General features: G+C 63.8%; 17 protein-coding genes. 7 read left to right on the top strand and 10 right to left on the bottom strand.

All coding sequences use genetic code 11. The features are described 5' to 3' along the window. Positions 1-63: 63 nt before the first annotated feature. Positions 64-435 (top strand): thiol-disulfide oxidoreductase DCC family protein, encoded by a 372-nt coding sequence (locus ACFQ3C_RS16940; protein WP_380794308.1) that lies wholly within the window; start codon positions 64-66, stop codon positions 433-435. Between the two features lie 5 nt (positions 436-440). Here ACFQ3C_RS16940 and ACFQ3C_RS16945 read toward each other — a convergent pair whose 3' ends face one another. From ACFQ3C_RS16945 to ACFQ3C_RS16960, 4 genes are all read right to left on the bottom strand, one after another. Further along, positions 441-695: a DUF6455 family protein gene (locus tag ACFQ3C_RS16945; protein ID WP_380794310.1), complete on the bottom strand. Its 255-nt coding sequence runs from the start codon at positions 693-695 to the stop codon at positions 441-443. Beyond that, the gene (locus ACFQ3C_RS16950; protein ID WP_380794641.1) at positions 695-976 is read right to left on the bottom strand and encodes a DUF6455 family protein; all 282 of its coding nucleotides are present in this window, start codon (positions 974-976) and stop codon (positions 695-697) included. The genes ACFQ3C_RS16945 and ACFQ3C_RS16950 overlap by 1 nt, the downstream gene beginning before the upstream one ends. Positions 977-1,010: 34 nt before the next feature. After that, on the bottom strand, positions 1,011-1,283 hold the full coding sequence (locus tag ACFQ3C_RS16955) for a DUF6455 family protein (protein ID WP_380794312.1): 273 nt from the start codon (positions 1,281-1,283) through the stop codon (positions 1,011-1,013). 121 nt (positions 1,284-1,404) lie between these two features. Then, positions 1,405-2,097, bottom strand: coding sequence for a M48 family metallopeptidase (locus ACFQ3C_RS16960; protein ID WP_380794315.1), 693 nt, complete (start codon positions 2,095-2,097; stop codon positions 1,405-1,407). Positions 2,098-2,256: 159 nt separating this feature from the next. On the opposite strand from ACFQ3C_RS16960, the gene ACFQ3C_RS16965 reads away from it, so the two are divergent. From ACFQ3C_RS16965 to ACFQ3C_RS16980, 4 genes are all read left to right on the top strand, one after another. Beyond that, the gene (locus ACFQ3C_RS16965) at positions 2,257-2,493 is read left to right on the top strand and encodes a hypothetical protein (RefSeq protein ID WP_380794318.1); all 237 of its coding nucleotides are present in this window, start codon (positions 2,257-2,259) and stop codon (positions 2,491-2,493) included. A gap of 167 nt (positions 2,494-2,660) precedes the next feature. Further along, a complete protein-coding gene (locus ACFQ3C_RS16970) occupies positions 2,661-3,782 on the top strand; it encodes a class II histone deacetylase (RefSeq protein WP_380794320.1) in 1,122 nt (373 codons plus the stop codon). 62 nt (positions 3,783-3,844) lie between these two features. Next, complete coding sequence (locus tag ACFQ3C_RS16975) at positions 3,845-4,423, top strand: nitroreductase family protein (protein WP_380794322.1); 579 nt, start codon at positions 3,845-3,847, stop codon at positions 4,421-4,423. Position 4,424: 1 nt separating this feature from the next. Next, positions 4,425-5,150: an EI24 domain-containing protein gene (locus ACFQ3C_RS16980; protein WP_380794325.1), complete on the top strand. Its 726-nt coding sequence runs from the start codon at positions 4,425-4,427 to the stop codon at positions 5,148-5,150. 19 nt (positions 5,151-5,169) lie between these two features. Here the strand turns inward: ACFQ3C_RS16980 and ACFQ3C_RS16985 are convergent, their stop codons facing one another. Further along, on the bottom strand, positions 5,170-5,445 hold the full coding sequence (locus tag ACFQ3C_RS16985; RefSeq protein WP_380794327.1) for a DUF1467 family protein: 276 nt from the start codon (positions 5,443-5,445) through the stop codon (positions 5,170-5,172). Continuing rightward, positions 5,445-5,849: a methylmalonyl-CoA epimerase gene (gene mce / locus ACFQ3C_RS16990; RefSeq protein ID WP_380794329.1), complete on the bottom strand. Its 405-nt coding sequence runs from the start codon at positions 5,847-5,849 to the stop codon at positions 5,445-5,447. Before mce ends, ACFQ3C_RS16985 begins: the two co-directional genes overlap by 1 nt. Positions 5,850-6,078: 229 nt before the next feature. Here mce and ACFQ3C_RS16995 point away from each other — a divergent pair, with 229 nt between their 5' ends. Continuing rightward, entirely contained in the window at positions 6,079-6,795 is a 717-nt protein-coding gene (locus ACFQ3C_RS16995) for a response regulator (protein WP_380794331.1), read from the top strand. Between the two features lie 108 nt (positions 6,796-6,903). Here the strand turns inward: ACFQ3C_RS16995 and aspS are convergent, their stop codons facing one another. The 4 genes from aspS to bchJ (ACFQ3C_RS17015) all read right to left on the bottom strand — a co-directional run bounded on the left by aspS (position 6,904) and on the right by bchJ (ACFQ3C_RS17015) (position 11,743). Continuing rightward, a complete protein-coding gene (gene aspS, locus ACFQ3C_RS17000; RefSeq protein WP_380794334.1) occupies positions 6,904-8,697 on the bottom strand; it encodes an aspartate--tRNA ligase in 1,794 nt (597 codons plus the stop codon). Positions 8,698-8,725: 28 nt separating this feature from the next. Then, positions 8,726-9,385 carry a bacteriochlorophyll 4-vinyl reductase gene (bchJ, locus tag ACFQ3C_RS17005; RefSeq protein ID WP_380794337.1) on the bottom strand — a complete coding sequence of 220 codons (660 nt, stop codon included), beginning with the start codon at positions 9,383-9,385 and terminating at the stop codon, positions 8,726-8,728. 3 nt (positions 9,386-9,388) lie between these two features. After that, positions 9,389-11,053 carry a magnesium-protoporphyrin IX monomethyl ester anaerobic oxidative cyclase gene (bchE, locus tag ACFQ3C_RS17010; RefSeq protein WP_380794340.1) on the bottom strand — a complete coding sequence of 555 codons (1,665 nt, stop codon included), beginning with the start codon at positions 11,051-11,053 and terminating at the stop codon, positions 9,389-9,391. Between the two features lie 63 nt (positions 11,054-11,116). After that, a complete protein-coding gene (gene bchJ / locus ACFQ3C_RS17015) occupies positions 11,117-11,743 on the bottom strand; it encodes a bacteriochlorophyll 4-vinyl reductase (protein WP_380794343.1) in 627 nt (208 codons plus the stop codon). 365 nt (positions 11,744-12,108) lie between these two features. Here bchJ (ACFQ3C_RS17015) and carB point away from each other — a divergent pair, with 365 nt between their 5' ends. Continuing rightward, positions 12,109-15,438 carry a carbamoyl-phosphate synthase large subunit gene (carB, locus tag ACFQ3C_RS17020; protein WP_380794346.1) on the top strand — a complete coding sequence of 1,110 codons (3,330 nt, stop codon included), beginning with the start codon at positions 12,109-12,111 and terminating at the stop codon, positions 15,436-15,438. Positions 15,439-15,461: the final 23 nt, after the last annotated feature.

The following is a 15,461-nucleotide window of genomic DNA, read 5'->3' on the forward strand; positions in this document are numbered from 1 at the left end:
AGCGGCGGGCCGGTTGGGGCGACGGGGCCTTGCCACCTGCCGCCCCGCCCCTACCTCTGGGCCATGCAACAGACAAACATCCGCGTTCTTTACAATCACGACTGCCCGGTCTGCCGGGCAGAGATCACGCATTACGCCGACTACGCCGGCCGCGAAGGCCTGGCGATCGGGTTCGACGATCTGAACCGGGTCGATCTGGGGATGTGGGGTGTGACGGCCGATCAGGCCGCGCGCCGCCTGCATGTGGTGCAGCAAGGCCAGGTCCTGTCAGGCATTCCGGCCTTCATCGCCCTCTGGCAGCAGATGCCGCGCTATCGGTGGCTCGCGCGGGTCGTGGCGCTGCCGGGCATCCGGCACATGGCAACGCTGATCTATGACCACCTGCTTGCGCCCTGGCTGTACCACGCCCATGTGCGGCGACAACGCCGCGGCTGAGCGGTTCAGGCCTTCGCCAGGCTTTCAAGAATATCCTTGTTGCGACAATAGTCCGGCGCCTCTTCCGCTTGCGGATGGGATTGCATCCATGCGGTGCATTCCCCCTCGTGGCCGCAGCCGGTGCAGCGCATCACCGCCTGGCGATAGTCGCGCACGGCCTCTGGCCTCTGCGCGATGGCCGCGGCGAAATCCGCCCCCAGCGTGTCGGCCATACGTGTCATGACGCCGGTCCGGCGGTCGATCTTCTCCAGCAATCCCATCAATGGGCTCCTTTGCTTCGTGTCATGCATTTCAAACGGTTCAGGTCTGTCGAGATGACGCATCCGGGGGGCGGCGCATCGGCACGGCCCGAGGATTCCGCCAGCCAGTCATGGCAGGCCCGCACCACGGCACAGGTACGGCAGCGATCAATCATCCTTCGGCAAGCATCCTGCTCCATTGCGCCCTGCAGCAGCGCCTCGCCCAGGCTGATCCCCATCACCCGCGCGACCGAGCGGACCAACCAGAAATGGCGATCAGGATCTCCCAGGTGCAGGATGATGCAACCTTGCTCTGCACCCGTCTTTTGGGTTGATTCAGGTGGGCTTGAGGGCATCGAAGATATCCCCGTTGCGACAATAATAGGGCGTGCTGGCGGCCTTCGGAGCAGCGGCAGCCGCGTCCTGTCGTTGCAGCCAGGCCTCGCAGCCATCGGGATTGGCGCAGGCCGTGCATCGCAGGACCATGTCCGGAACGGCGTCTGGCGCCAGTTGGCCGCGCATCACCAATTCTTCCAGATCATTGCCCAAGGTGCTGGCCATCCGGTCAACCAGCGCAGCGTGTCGGCGAATTGTCTTGCTTGACGGCATCCGTGTCTCCTTGGCCTGCCCCGACCTCCTCAAGGATCGGGCGCAGGATCAGTGAAACACGAAAGCTGAAGCGCCTTCCTTGACCTGAATCAATCGCTCGGCCTGTGGGTGGCGCGGCCCGTCAAAGGCCGGTGGCGACCCGGCGCACAGTTGCGACCCGATCGGCATTGGGCGGGTGGGTGCCCAGAAAACGGTCGCCCGGATCGGGGATACGGTTGAAGAATTCGGCCCCCCGTATCGGATCGAAGCCCGCGCGCATGGCGAGGGCGGTGCCCAGCGCATCCGCCTCAAGTTCGAATTCCTTGGAGTAGCTGCGCGCGCCGACCGTGGCGCCCAACTCCTGCGCCGAGCGGACGGTGTTCACATCCGCCCCCGTCAATGTCGCGAGACCCGCAAAGATCACGGCGCCCGCGGCTGCGTTCTGGCGTTGGCGCGGAATATGTCCGGCGATATGATGGGCCGCCTCATGGGACATCACAAAGGCCAGTTCGTCGGCATTGCGCATGTCATCCAGCAGCGCCGCAGTAAAACCGATCACGGGCCTGCCGGCGCTGTCCAGCGTCTGGAAGGCATTTGGCGGCTGGCCGGGCCGCGTGTCCACGACGATCTGGAAATCGCAATTTCCACGCGGAAGCTGGCGGCGGCATTCCTGTTCGGCCACCGGCTTGACGCGATCCACCACTGCCGCGAAGCTGCGCGCCGCCCCCTGTTGCGCCGGCGGCGCAGACGCGACGGGTCTTTGGACCTGTGGCATCTCGACCGGGCTGACACAGCCGGCCAGACCCATCATTGCCGTCAGAACGAACCAGCGCATCGCGATCTCCCTCGGAACCATCTCGCTATCATCATTAGCAGCCCGGTGATCCTGCGCCAGCCCTGCTCACGCGCAGTTGACGGCGAAACGGCGCAAAGCAGCCGATAAAGGCGTGAAGGCCGGGCTTGCATTGGCCACGGCACGGCGTAAGCTGATCCCATGTTTACCATCGAACACGAATTCGACGCGACGGTGATCACCCTTGTCGACGAGGGCGAAAGCCATCTTCTGGAAGATGTGATCGTCAATGCCTTCGAGGATTGCGTGACCATCGAACAGTTCGACACCCGGCTTGAGCGGACAGAGAAAATCACGCTCTCGATGACCCAGCTGCGCGACCTTGCCGCGGCGCTGAACCTGCCCGAAGGCGTGTATTACCTGCGCCCCGCCGACTAGGCCGCAGGGCTGCGGTCAGGCAGACCCCCGGTTCTTCTTGCCGCAAATATCCCCGCCGGAGGCATCTGCCCCGTCGTCCCTCGCCCGGCAGCATGCGGGATCACACAGATGGACTTTCCGCCTCCGGCGGGGATATTTGTCGCAAGAAGAAACGGGTGGAGCGCATGATGGCGACGGGATTTTTCTGGGACGAGAGGTGTTTCTGGCATGCGGGCGGCAATTACGCGCTGACACTGCCACTGGGCGGGCTGGTACAGCCCCTTGCGGCAGGCGGCCTGCCGGAAAATCCCGAAACCAAGCGGCGGCTGAAGAACCTTCTGGATGTGACCGGGCTGAGCGAGGCGCTGGACATGCGCCGCGCCGCGCCCGCAAGCTGGGAGGATCTGGCCCGCGTCCATCCAGACGGTTTCCTGCGCCGGTTCAAGGAGCTTTCCGATCAGGGTGGGGGTGAGCTGGGTCTGCGGACACCTTTTGCCAGGGGCGGATTCGAGATCGCGGCGCTGTCGGCCGGCCTTGCAAAGGCGGCGCTGCTGGCGGTCTGGCGGGGCGAATGCGACAATGCCTATGCGCTGTCGCGCCCGCCCGGTCACCATTGCCTGCCCGACTGGCCAAACGGCTTTTGCCTGCTGAACAATATCGCCATCGCCATCGGTGCGGCGCGGGCCGCAGGCCATGGCGGGCGTATCGCCGTGATCGACTGGGACGTGCATCACGGTAACGGAACCGAGGCGATTTTTCTTGATCGCGCGGATGTTCTGACCATCAGCCTGCACCAGGATCGCAATTATCCGACCGACACCGGCTTCATCGAAGAGCGTGGCCGTGGCGCCGGATCGGGTTTCAACATGAACATTCCCCTGCCGCCCGGCGCCGGTCATGTCAGTTATCTGCAGGCGATGGAGCGGATCGTGCTGCCCGCCCTGGATCAGTACCAGCCCGACATGATCATCGTCGCCTGCGGCTATGATGCGGGATGTTTCGATCCGCTGGCGCGGATGCTGGCCACGGCCGAGACCTTCGGCGTGATGACCCGGCAGGTCATGGCGGCCGCCGACAGGCTTTGCGGCGGGCGCCTGGTGATGGTGCATGAGGGTGGTTATTCCGAGGCCTATGTCCCCTTCTGCGGCCATGCGGTGATCCAGGAAATGGCGCGTAGCGCGATTGCAGCCCCCGATCCGATGGCCGCGATCGTGGCGGCGCGGCAACCCTCGGCGCGCATGGATGACTTTGTCGGCACCTTGATTGCCGAGATGGCGGAAACCCTGCTGCCGCTGCCCCCCGCGCCTTGACCCCGCGGCGGCGAGGCACGACATAGGGCACAACCATGACAGACCGGAGCAAAGGACGCCTCATGCCTGACCCCAATCCCGCCGCGATGGAGTTCCTGCTGACCCGCCGGTCACGCCCCGCCAAGACCCTGGGCCTGCCGGTTCCCGACCGCGCGGAACTGATGCGGATCCTGACCGCCGCCAGCCGCAGCCCCGACCACGGCAAGCTGGAACCCTGGCGCTTTGTCGTGCTGCAGGGTGCGGCATTGCGGCGGCTGGGGGAACATGCCCGCGCCCGCGCCACAGCGTTGGGCCTTGAGGCGGAACAGGCCGACAAGGGCGCGCAGCAATTCGAGACCGGCCAGCTGGCCATTGCCGTGATCGAGGTGCACAAGGCGTCGGACAAGATCCCGGCGCTGGAACAGACCTATGCCGTCGGCGGCGTTTGCCTGGCCCTTCTGAACGCGGCGCTGGCCAGCGGCTGGGGCGCCAACTGGCTGTCTGGCTGGCCCAGCCATGACCGTGGGTTCATGAGCGCAGCGCTTGAGCTTGACGCGCATGAGCGGATCGCAGGCTTCATCCATATCGGCACGGAAACCAGCGCGCCACCCGACCGCCCGCGGCCCGACCTGGACCGGATCGTGACCTGGCAGGACAGCTGAGATGTCAGCCGCCCTTGTGCTGACATCCTTTTTGAAAGCGCTGGGCCAACTGGGCGACCGGCGGCTGTCGCGGGTGCTATGGCTGGGGATCGGGTTGGCGCTGCTGCTGCTGGCCCTGGCCGCGGCCGGGGTGCAGGCGCTGTTGCTGTGGTGGGCTGGCGATGGCGTGACGCTGCCGCTTGTTGGCGAGGTTCAATGGATCGCCACCCTGGCGGGATGGTCGGGCCCCGTGGCGATGCTGCTGTTGTCGGTCGTCTTGATGGTGCCTGTCGCCTCGGCCATTTCGGGGCTGTTCCTGGACCGGGTGGCCGATGCGGTCGAGGCGCGGCATTACCCGCAGGCGGGACAGGCGCGCGCCGTACCGCTGCTTGAGGCGCTGCGCGATTCTCTGGGGTTTCTGGGCGTGATGATCCTGGCCAACCTGGTGGCGCTGATCCTTTATCTGGTCTTCTCGCCCGTGGCGCTTTTCATTTTCTGGGGGTTGAACGGCTTTCTGCTGGGGCGGGAATATTTCACGCTTGTCGCCATCAGGCACCTGGGCCGGTCCGAGGCTGCCCGCATGCGCAAGCAACATGCGGGCGTTGTCTGGCTGGCGGGTGTGCTGATGGCGATGCCGCTGTCGATTCCCCTTGTGAACCTGGCGATCCCGGTTCTGGGGGCCGCCACTTTCACGCATCTGTTCCACGGGCTGCGCGCCCGTGTGGGGCCAGGTTCCGCGACAGGCTGAAACCTGGCGCCGCGCGCGTTCAGGACCGCGGGCCCATGCGCTCGAACCAATCGATATCCCTGACGGTCAGCGTGCCCGAAATGATCAGATAGGCGATGATGGCCCATAGCAGGGCCGCGACGGCGGTGGTGATCCATGCCTTCTTGCGCAGTTGATGATCATGGGGCGCGCCCGCATGGGTGCCGGGAACGATCTGGCCGACATCGCCCTGCGTCTTCAGCCGGATCGGAATCACGACAAGGAAGGTCAGGAACCACAGGACCGCATAGAGAACCAGGGCAGAGGTGACAGCCATCAGACCTGCTCCAGCTCGACAAGGCAGCCGTTGAAATCCTTGGGATGCAGAAACAGCACCGGCTTGCCATGGGCACCGATCTTCGGCTCTCCGGTTCCCAGAACGCGCGCGCCGGTGGCTTGCAGATGATCGCGCGCCGCGATGATGTCATCGACCTCATAGCAGATATGGTGAATGCCGCCTGCCGGGTTCTTTTCCAGAAACCCCCTGATCGGACTGTCATCCCCCAGAGGGAAGAGCAATTCGATCTTGGTGTTCGGCAATTCGATGAAGATGACGGTCACGCCATGATCGGGTTCGTCCTGCGGTGCGCCGACCTTGGCGCCCAGCGCATCGCGATATTGTGCCGCGGCGGCGGCAAGGTCCGGCACGGCGATGGCGACATGATTGAGACGTCCGATCATGGGCAAGCTCCTGTTTCTGCGGCGGGTGTCGGGCCGGTTATGGGGTGCGGGGGCGATTTAGGCAAGATGAACCGGGGGCGGCATCCGCGCGCAGGGGGCAGCGTTAACCCCAAATTAGGGATGTCATCCCAATCTTGATGGGGAATGGCCCTGGCTGCCGCGCTTACAGAATCATCGGCCACATGCCGTGCGACCGACATGACACCCGTTTTCACAGAAGGATGCCCCAATGGATGACCGCGACCCCTTTGCCCCGCTGCGTTTTCCCTCTGCCGCGCGCCCGCTTCTGGGTCTGACGGTCTTGCTGGTCGAAGACAGCCGCTTCGCGTCCGAGGCGATGCGCCTGCTCTGCATGCGTTCGGGTGCCCGGATCCGGCGTGCAGATTGCCTGCGCTCGGCGCGGCGGCATTTGCAGGTCTACAGACCGTCGGTTCTGATCGTGGATGTCGGCCTGCCGGACGGGTCCGGCGCGGAACTGATCGCGGAAGCCGCGCAGACGATCCCCAGGATCGGCCTGATCATGGGGATCAGCGGCAACGATCAATCGCGCGATGCCTGCCTGGCTGCTGGCGCTGACGGTTTTCTTGAAAAGCCGCTGCGATCCATCGCGTTCTTCCAGGAGCTGATCCTGAGCCATCTGCCGCAGGATCATCAGCCACCCACGCCGCGCGTTCTGCATGACGAGACGATCAGCCCCGACACGACAGCCTATCGCGACGATATCGCCCATGTGGCCCATCTGCTGTCAGCGGCAGAGGATGACAGTGTTCTGGATTATGTCACGCAATTCCTTGAAGGGGTCGCCGTTTTGGCCGGGGACACCCCCCTGCGCGCGGCCAACCAATCCGTGGTGGCGGCCCGTGCGGCGGGGCAGCCGCTGCGATCTGACCTGGCGCATCTGGCCGGGCTGTTGCAGGACAGGATCGCCGACCGCGTCGCTATCTGACAGGATGCGCGCGCAGCGCCGCTTGTGAAATCATGTCCAAAAACGCATATGGGGCGACATAAAGTCGCCCCTTAATTGCAATTTATCAACCTAAACTCTGCCGGAGGGTTATTTCTGATCCTGCGGGATGACGCGCAGGTTCAGCTCCATCAATTGCTGGGCCAAGGGCTCGCTGGGGGCGCCCATCATCAGATCTTCGGCGCGCTGGTTCATCGGGAAGAGGATCACCTCGCGGATGTTTGCCTCATCCGCCAGCAGCATCACGATCCGGTCGATGCCCGCCGCACAGCCACCATGGGGCGGGGCGCCATACTGGAAGGCGTTGACCATGCCGCCAAAGCGCTTTTCAACCTCGTCCTTGCCGTAGCCTGCGATCTCGAATGCCTTGAACATGATCTCGGGCTTGTGGTTGCGGATGGCACCCGACACCAGTTCATAGCCGTTGCAGGCCAGATCGTACTGATAGCCGCGCACCGCCAGCGGATCGCCCATCAGCGCCTCCATCCCGCCCTGCGGCATGGAAAACGGGTTGTGTTCAAAGTCGATCTTGCCGGTCTCGGCGTCCTGCTCGTAGATCGGGAAGTCCACGATCCAGGCAAAGGCGAAACGGTCCTTGTCGGTCAGGCCCAGTTCCTCGCCGATCACCGTGCGCGCCTTGCCAGCGACGGCTTCGAACTGCTTGGGCTTGCCGCCAAGGAAGAAGGCCGCGTCGCCCACGCCAAGGCCAAGCTGCTGGCGGATCGCCTCGGTCCGTTCGGGGCCGATGTTCTTGGCAAGGGGACCTGCGGCTTCCATGCCCGACCCATCCTCGGCCTGCCGCCAGAAGATATAGCCCATGCCGGGCAGACCCTCTTTCTGGGCAAAGGCGTTCATGCGGTCGCAGAACTTGCGGCTGCCGCCACCGGGGGCGGGAATGGCGCGGATCTGGGTGCCGTCCTGTTCCAGCAGCTTTGCGAAGATGGCGAAACCGGAGCCTGCGAAATGCTCGGACACGACCTGCATCTTGATGGGGTTGCGAAGGTCGGGCTTGTCGGTGCCATACCAGAGGGCTGAATCCTTGTAGGAGATCTGCGGCCAGGCCTCAGGCGCATCGACGCGGCGACCACCGCCGAACTCGGCGAACACACCGGCGATCACGGGCGAGATCGTGTCGAACACATCCTGCTGGGTGACGAAGGACATTTCCATGTCCAGCTGGTAGAAATCCGTGGGGCTGCGGTCCGCGCGCGGGTCTTCGTCGCGGAAGCAGGGCGCGATCTGGAAATACTTGTCGAAGCCCGACACCATCAGCAGCTGCTTGAACTGCTGCGGGGCCTGCGGCAGGGCATAGAACTTGCCCGGATGCAGGCGGCTGGGCACCAGGAAATCGCGCGCGCCTTCGGGGCTGGAGGCGGTGATGATCGGTGTCTGGTATTCGCGAAACCCCTTGTCCCACATGCGCTTGCGCATCGAGGCGACCACATCCGAGCGCAGGGTCATGTTGCGCTGCATCGCTTCGCGGCGCAGATCAAGAAAGCGGTAACGCAGGCGGGTTTCTTCCGGATACTCCTGATCGCCGAAAACCATCAGGGGCAATTCCTTTGCCGCGCCCAGCACTTCGATATCGCGGATGAACACCTCGATCTCGCCGGTGGGGATCTTGCTGTTCACAAGCGCGGCATCCCGCGCCTTCACTTCGCCGTCGATACGGATGCACCATTCGGAGCGCACCTTTTCGACCTGTGCGAACACCGGGCTGTCAGGGTCGCACAGAACCTGTGTCACGCCGTAGTGGTCACGCAGGTCGATGAACAGCAGCCCGCCATGGTCGCGCACGCGGTGCACCCAACCGGAAAGGCGGACCGACTGGCCCACGTGAGAGATGTTCAGAGCGGCGCAGGTATGGCTGCGATAGGCGTGCATGGGGCGGTCCCTTCAGGGTCAATCGGCGTCAATCGGTTGGCCGTGATACACCGCGCCCGCGCTTGGAAGTCAAGGGATCAGCCCGAAATGCCGTGTATCGGGATGCATCGTGATGCATCTCGAACCGGCAGGCGGTGTGGCCCATGGCGCAACACCGCGCTTCGGCACATGTCAGGGACGGGTGCACTAGGCGCTGGTAAAGCCGCGTGAACACGCCCCGATGCCAGTCGCAGATCGGGTGATCCGCCACTTCGCCCCGCACCAGGGGGTTTGCGCGCAGGTCGAAGACCAGCGGGCTGATGACCACGAACTGCCCCGATCCGGCGAAGGTCCAGGCATTGCGCGCGATCGCCTGCGACAGAAGACGTGCCGACAGCTTCCGGGGCAGCGCCTTCAGCAGGCCTTGCGCCGCGCGCGGAATACGGTGGGCCAGGATGTAATCGCCCGTCGCCAGCCCCGCCTGCCAGCCCAGGCCCGCCGCAAGATCAGGCCGGTCGCGCCGCAAGACCTGATGCAGGCGCGCCACGGGCGCTTCGGGGATCATGCCTGACCCGTCGGGCAGCGCGTCAAGACCCGCGCCCTTGATCAGCCTGTGGCGCCAGTCGGCCCCGCCCGCACGGTCCAGCAAGGGCACCAGTTGCAGAACCGCATTTGGCCCTATCACCCCACGGCCCTGCCCCGCCTGCATGGCTCAGACATCCTCCATCTGCTGCGAGCCACCGCCGCAGGCTTTCACCTCGGCCCCGTTGGGCATCCTGAAATCCTTGGCCCGCTCGATCGCGCGCTCCTTGCCCTGGGCGCGCAGAGCTTCGCGCCGCTCGGCCGCGCGGGCGGCCTTGTCGGCGGAGGCGTCCCAATCCTCCATCTGCGCCTCGGCGATGGTGCGGGTCTGATCGAAATGGAAATCCAGCCGCCCTTTGGATTGCGGCCCGGCATAGCCGACCTTGCCCAGATCATAGAAGGTGCGCGCGAAACCGGCCTTGAGAAAGGCGTGCAGACACCCCAGCAGATAGCGCCGGCGGAACCCGGTGCCGCGCCAGGGGTAATGGAACAGCGCCTTTTTCATGTAGAAGCGGCGGTAATTGTTCATCACCCCGTCCAGCAATTCGTCCCGCGTCATCGCGGCGGGTTTCATGATGGGGGTGACAAAGTTGTAGCGGCTGAAATCGAAAACCTCGACCTGGTCCTTGAGCTCCTGAAACAACGGGGTGAAGGGCCAGGGCGTGTACATCGACCAGTTGGCCAGATCGGGCTGCCAGTCCCAGGCCATCTTGTAGGTCTCGTTCAGCGTCTCGGGGGTTTCGTTGTCCAGACCCACGATGAATTGCGCCTCGACCAGGATATCGGCATCGCGCAAGAGCTTGATGGCCGTCTTGTTCTCTTCAACCTTGGTTTCCTTGTTGAAGATATCCAGCTTCATCTGGGCTGCGGCCTCGGTGCCAAGCGACACATGCACCAGCCCCGCCTTGCGGTAGAACGTCAGCAACTCGCGGTCGCGGTAGATGTCGGTGACGCGGGTGTTGATGCCCCATTTCACGCGGTCAGGCAGGCCCCGGTCGATCAGCTCCTGGCAGAATTCGATGAATTTCCTGCGGTTGATCGTGGGTTCCTCGTCCGCAAGGATGAAGAACCCGACCTGGTGGTTGTTCACAAGGTCCTCGATCTCGTCCACGACCTTTTTCGGGTCGCGCACGCGGTAGTCGCGCCAGAACTTCCACTGCGAACAGAAGGAACAGGTGAAGGGGCAGCCGCGCGCAAGATTGGGAATGGCGACGCGGGTATTCAGCGGGATGTACTTGTATTTCTCCCACTCCAGGATGGACCAGTCAGGGTTGATCCCGTCGAGATCCTTGACGGTGCTGGCCGCAGGGGTGGCCACGATCTGATCGCCTTCGGTAAAGGCGATGCCCTTGATCTTGTGGCGGTCGGCGGGCCAGCGGCCATCCTGGATCGTCAGCATCAATTCGGTCAGGATCTCCTCGCCCTCGCCGCGCACGATCACATCGACCCAGGGTGCCTCGGACATGACCTGCTTGAACATGAAGGTCGCATGTACCCCGCCCATCATGCGGACCGCGCGCGGGCAATGGTCCTGCGCCAGCTTCAACACATCCTCGGCCCGGTAGATCGAGGGCGTGATCGCGGTAACCCCCACCACATCGGGGTCCAGCGCCGCCATCCGGCGTCCCAGATCCTCGTCCGCGATATTATCGGTCATCGCATCAATGAAATGGATGTCATCAAATCCGGCGCGGCGCAGGCTGCCCGTCAGATAGGCAACCCAAGCCGGAGGCCAGGTGCCCGCAATCTCGGCCCCACCCGAGCGATAATTGGGGTGAACGAACAGAATGCGCATGGCAGACTCCCTGAGGTTTTCAGAAATTCTGACACATTGAATGTCAACTTTAATTGACACAGATCAAGCGGAGAGCGCGGCAGGCTCCATCACCAGATGGAAACGGCAGGCATCCGCCCCCGCCGCCATGCAGCTTGTCTCGGTGCAACGCAGACGGCTGTGGGCCATGCGGCGGAAGGTCTGCTGAAACAACTCTTCGTGCCATGCACAGATCGGGTTGGGGCTGTGCTCACCCCTGACAAGCGGGTTGTCCTTCAGCTGGAATTCACTGGTGCTCAGCAGTTGGAACTGGCCCGATCCGCCAAAGGCCCAGGAATTCTGCGCGGCATGGCGGCCCAGCATCCAGACAGCCATGGCCCAGGGCATGCTTGACATCAGCAGGCGGGCCCGCGCCGGAATGCGGTTGTACATGATCCATTCGACCGCATCACGCGCGGCTTCGCGCTGGATCATTTCGGCCTGGTCGGGGAATTGCCGCCGCAACGCCTGGTGCAGAACAGCGACCTGGCGTTCGCGCACATGCTCGCCATGCTCAGGCAGCCGTGTGAAGCGGGCCTCGTCCAGCAACTGGGCGACGATGGCGCCACCAAGATTGCGTTCGACCGCCGCCACCAGCGGCAGCACCGTCTGCGCGCCCATCATGCCGCGACGACGCGGCGGGCGCAGCAGTCCTGCCGTCGGGGCGGTCACAGCGCCGCCCCAGTCTTATGACGGGCCAATCGGGCCATGCGAAATCCTTTCCTTCCCGCAGGGAGGACCCCCCGCAGGCAGCCCCGAAAACAGGGGGCGCGTATGGCGTAAAAAGGAAAAAGCGGCGTCGCAACGCCAACCGTGACCATAACTTGTCAATCAAAGTTGACATGGGTATCGGTTGCGGGGAGGTCAAGTGCTGCACTGAAGGATTGTGGAAGGCTGAATTTCGCCGCCAACAGGGCTTGCGCCGCATTCGGGGATGTCTATAACCCACGAGAATTTGCGCGCGGAGGCCATCCTCCGCGCTGGGCTGCCGCGCGGGTGGATGCTGCTTTCCGATCCGCGCGAAAAAGGGGACCGACATGCCAAAAAGAACCGATATCTCATCCATCATGATCATCGGAGCCGGTCCCATCGTGATCGGACAGGCCTGCGAGTTCGACTATTCCGGCGCACAAGCCTGCAAGGCCCTGCGTGAGGAAGGCTACCGCGTCATCCTTGTCAACTCCAACCCGGCCACCATCATGACCGATCCGGGTCTGGCGGACGCCACCTATATCGAACCCATCACCCCCGAGGTCGTGGCCAAGATCATCGAAAAGGAACGCCCCGATGCGCTGCTGCCCACCATGGGCGGGCAGACGGGGCTGAACACCTCGCTGGCGCTGGCCGACATGGGCGTGCTGGAGAAATTCGGCGTGGAACTGATCGGCGCCAACCGCCAGGCCATTGAAATGGCGGAAGATCGCAAACTGTTCCGCGAAGCGATGGACCGGATCGGGCTGGAAAACCCAAAGGCAACCATCGTGGCCGCCCCCAAGAAGGACAACGGCAAGTACGACATCGCCGCCGGTCTGAAGCAGGCGATGGACGCGCTTGAGGAAATCGGCCTGCCCGCCATCATCCGTCCCGCCTTCACCCTTGGAGGCACCGGCGGCGGCGTGGCCTACAACCGCGACGACTATGAATATTACTGCCGCTCCGGACTGGAAGCTTCGCCCATGGCGCAGATCCTGGTGGATGAATCGCTGCTGGGCTGGAAGGAATTCGAGATGGAGGTTGTCCGCGACAAGGCCGACAATGCCATCATCGTCTGCTCCATCGAAAACGTCGATCCGATGGGCGTGCATACGGGCGACTCGATCACCGTGGCCCCGGCGCTGACACTGACCGACAAGGAATACCAGATCATGCGCAACGGCTCGATCGCCGTGCTGCGCGAGATCGGCGTGGAAACCGGCGGGTCCAACGTGCAATGGGCGATCAATCCGGCTGACGGGCGCATGGTCGTGATCGAGATGAACCCGCGTGTGTCGCGATCCTCGGCGCTGGCCTCAAAGGCGACGGGCTTTCCCATCGCCAAGGTCGCCGCGAAACTGGCCGTCGGCTACACGCTGGACGAGCTGGACAATGACATCACGAAGGTCACGCCCGCCAGTTTCGAGCCGACCATCGACTATGTCGTGACAAAGATCCCGCGCTTTGCCTTCGAGAAATTCCCCGGTTCGCAGCCTAACCTGACAACGGCGATGAAATCGGTGGGCGAAGCGATGGCCATTGGCCGCACGATCCATGAGTCGCTGCAAAAGGCGCTGGCCTCGATGGAGACCGGCCTGACCGGCTTTGACGAGGTCATGATCGAGGGCGCCCCCGAGAAATCGGCCGTGATCAAGGCCATCTCGATGGCCACCCCGGACCGGATGCGCACCATCGCACAGGCCATGCGGCACGGGCTGACCGATGACGAGATCCACGCGACCACGATGTTCGACCCCTGGTTCCTGGCCCGGATCCGCGAGATCGTCGAGACCGAGGAAGAGATCCGCAAGCATGGCCTGCCCGTCACCGAACACGGGTTGCGCAAGCTCAAGATGATGGGCTTCACCGATGCACGGCTGGGCAACCTGACCGGCCGGTCTGAGGCAAACGTGCGCCGCGCCCGCCAGAACCTTGGCGTGAACGCCGTGTTCAAGCGGATCGACACCTGCGGCGCGGAATTCGAGGCGCAGACGCCTTACATGTATTCCACCTACGAGGCCCCCGCGATGGGCGACGTGGAATGCGAGGCGCGCCCGTCTGATCGCAAGAAGGTGGTGATCCTGGGCGGCGGCCCTAACCGGATCGGTCAGGGGATCGAGTTCGATTATTGCTGCTGCCACGCCTGCTTCGCGCTGTCGGACGTGGGTTATGAAACCATCATGATCAACTGCAACCCTGAAACCGTGTCGACCGATTACGACACCTCGGACCGGCTGTATTTCGAGCCGCTGACCTTTGAACATGTCATGGAAATCCTGCGGGTCGAGGAGCAGAACGGCACGTTGCATGGCGTGATCGTGCAGTTCGGCGGGCAGACGCCGCTGAAGCTGGCCAATGCGCTGTACGAAGAGGGCATTCCGATCCTGGGCACCACGCCCGACGCGATCGACCTTGCGGAAGACCGCGAGCGTTTCCAGCAGCTTGTCCAGCGCCTTGGCCTGAAACAGCCGCGCAACGGCATCGCCAGCACGGATGCCCAGGCGATGGCCATTGCCGAGGAAATCGGCTTTCCGCTGGTGATCCGTCCGTCTTACGTGCTGGGCGGCCGCGCGATGGAGATCGTGCGCGACATGGCCCATCTGGAACGCTACATCCGCGAAGCGGTGGTGGTGTCGGGTGACAGCCCCGTCTTGCTGGACAGCTACCTGTCCGGCGCGGTCGAAATGGATGTGGACGCGCTTTGCGATGGCAAGACCGTGCATGTCGCGGGCCTGATGCAGCATATCGAGGAAGCCGGCGTGCATTCCGGCGACAGCGCCTGTTCGTTGCCCCCCTATTCGCTGAGCCAGGACATCATCGACGAAGTCCACAAGCAGACCGAGGCGCTGGCCCTTGCGCTGGGTGTCGTGGGTCTGATGAACGTGCAATTCGCGGTCAAGGACGATGAAGTCTATCTGATCGAGGTGAACCCGCGCGCCTCGCGCACCGTGCCCTTCGTGGCAAAGGCGACGGACAGCGCGATCGCGTCGATTGCCGCGCGCCTGATGGCGGGAGAGCCGATGGCGAACTTCCCCCTGCGCGGCCCCTACCCCAAGGACGCAAAACCCGGCACCCTGCCTATGGCCGATCCGCTGACGCTGGCCGATCCGGCGATGCCGTGGTTCTCGGTCAAGGAGGCGGTTCTGCCCTTCGCGCGGTTCCCCGGCGTCGATACGATCCTTGGGCCGGAAATGCGCTCGACCGGCGAGGTGATGGGGTGGGACGTGTCCTTCCCGCTGGCCTTCCTCAAGGCGCAGCTGGGTGCCGGCACCGATCTGCCCCGCGAAGGCAAGGTGTTCATTTCCATCCGTGATGCCGACAAGACCGCCGATATGGTCGAAACCGCGCGTATCCTGACAGCGCTTGGCCTGCAGATCGTGGCGACACGGGGAACGGCCGCCTGGCTGCAGGAGAACGGTGTCGCCTGCGAAACAGTGAACAAGGTCTACGAAGGCCGGCCGAATATCGTCGACATGCTGAAGGATAGCGGCATCACATTGGTGATGAACACCACCGAAGGCGCGCAAGCGGTCGAGGACAGCCGCGAAATCCGCAAAGTGGCGCTATATGACAAGATCCCTTACTTTACAACCGCAGCGGGAAGCCATGCGGCCGCCCTTGCCATGCGCGCGCGGTCAGAGGGCGATTTCACCGTGATGCCGCTTCAGGGTTGACTCGCAAAAAAAACATACGACTT

The organism is Seohaeicola saemankumensis, assembly GCF_042678485.1.
Taxonomy (GTDB): Bacteria; Pseudomonadota; Alphaproteobacteria; order Rhodobacterales; family Rhodobacteraceae; genus Seohaeicola; species Seohaeicola saemankumensis.